Below are 1,271 nucleotides of genomic sequence, written 5' to 3'. Positions count from 1 at the left end.
GGACATATCAACCTTAAAACTGGAAAAGGTAGAATTGTTGATATTAGAGGAACAAATTATTTTGGATTTCAATTATATTATGTAGAAAAAATGAATGTGTGGAAAGTTGTGATAAAAGATGGTTACCCAGAAGATAAATGTTTAGAGAAATATATAGAATTAGCAAAAAAAGAGGAATATATAGAATTAGTAAAAAAAGAAAAACAAAAAAGAGAAAAGGATCATCTGATAGTTTGTTTAGAAAGAAATTGTGATCTACATTATTTTATAGATGCAATTTCTGGAAAACAGATTTCAAAACAAGAGTACGCAAAAAGATATAGAGCAGCATTTGGGAAGAATTATAAAAACCTTGATTATATCTTTACAGAGCCGTGATATAATTTTTGAGTTGGCAGCTTCTAATGCTGATGAGCAAATCGCTGCACACGAAGTTTTGCCTCGGAAGCCGTAAGACAATGATGGAAAGATTTAATAGAGAGGAAATGGAATGGGATTGCAAAAATAAAAATAATCAACAACGGTGTTACTGAAATCTATGATATTGAAAAGATTTTACAATACATTAATGATCGATTTGATTTTGCAGGACATACGGGTATGGCAATTGGGAATAAATATTTTGATTATGGTCCAGATTATGACTTAAATAATAATGGAACTCCAAATCCAGCAACATTAGGAGAAATTGTTCCAATGAGTGAAGAAGAATATGATGTAGATTTTAATAACGATGGCGACAGAGATGATGTAGTCAATATTAACGAAAACACTCTTAATTTTAAAAATGCTCCTGGTCGTTCTTGGTGGGGAGAGATGATTGGAAAAAGATTGGGTAAAGAAAGTGAAGATATAACATTAAATGAAATTTTAGATTTTATAAATTTAGATTGGAGATTAACAAATATTTACGGAGAAGTTTATAAAATAGAGTTCTATGTGAAAGAAAGTGAAGCCAATAAAATGGAAAAATGGTGGAAAAATAGATATCAGCACTTAAAGTTATATAGTGTTTATCCTTGGAAAGGTGAGCAGTGTACCACTACTGTAAAAACAGCTATCCAAGAAGCGTTTCCTTTTTATAAAGGGATAAATTGGATAGGAGATATTATCCAAGCGCCAGATGGATTATTAAACCAGCTTGAAAGTTTTATAAGTACATCAAGGCAACACAAAAACGAAAAAGTAAAAATAACCAAAATAAAGGAAGAGGCTAGTGATTGGAGACCTTAAAAAACTATGAAAAAAATAATATTTATGTTAACATTTGG

At 30.3% G+C, this 1,271-nt stretch carries 1 protein-coding gene and 1 pseudogene; both read left to right on the top strand.

Annotation, left to right across the window (positions count from 1 at the left end):
• Positions 1–378: pseudogene (locus tag HMPREF9071_RS06630) on the top strand (hypothetical protein); the annotation flags it as partial.
• Positions 379–600: 222 nt separating this feature from the next.
• Positions 601–1,233 carry a hypothetical protein gene (locus HMPREF9071_RS06625; protein ID WP_009745832.1) on the top strand — a complete coding sequence of 211 codons (633 nt, stop codon included), beginning with the start codon at positions 601–603 and terminating at the stop codon, positions 1,231–1,233.
• The last annotated feature ends 38 nt before the right edge of the window (positions 1,234–1,271 follow it).

Source organism: Capnocytophaga sp. oral taxon 338 str. F0234 (assembly GCF_000192225.1).
GTDB lineage: Bacteria > Bacteroidota > Bacteroidia > Flavobacteriales > Flavobacteriaceae > Capnocytophaga.
This window is presented reverse-complemented; position numbering and strand designations above follow the sequence as displayed.